Below are 217 nucleotides of genomic sequence, written 5' to 3'. Positions count from 1 at the left end.
AATTGGTGCATCCTTCACTGCGCCTGGCGGAACTCCAGATGCGAAAAAAGCTGATGAAGAGGCTAAGAAAAAGGCCGATGAAGAAGCTAAGAAAAAAGCTGATGAGGAAGCTAAGAAGAAAGCTGAAGAAGAGGCCAAGAAAAAAGCTGAAGACGAAGCTAAGAAACAACAAGAACAGCAACACCAAAATACCGGAGGAGATACACCTCAGGCAGAC

1 protein-coding gene is annotated in these 217 nt (G+C 45.2%); it reads left to right on the top strand.

From position 1 onward, the window contains the following. Positions 1-217: hypothetical protein (locus tag MR167_RS32675; RefSeq protein ID WP_242316329.1), on the top strand; the 217-nt coding region annotated here is incomplete at both ends.

The organism is Bacillus cereus group sp. BfR-BA-01355 (assembly GCF_022663675.1).
Classification (GTDB): Bacteria; Bacillota; Bacilli; order Bacillales; family Bacillaceae_G; genus Bacillus_A; species Bacillus_A thuringiensis_S.
The sequence above is the reverse complement of the archived record's forward strand: the minus strand, read 5'-3'. Positions and strand labels throughout refer to the sequence as shown.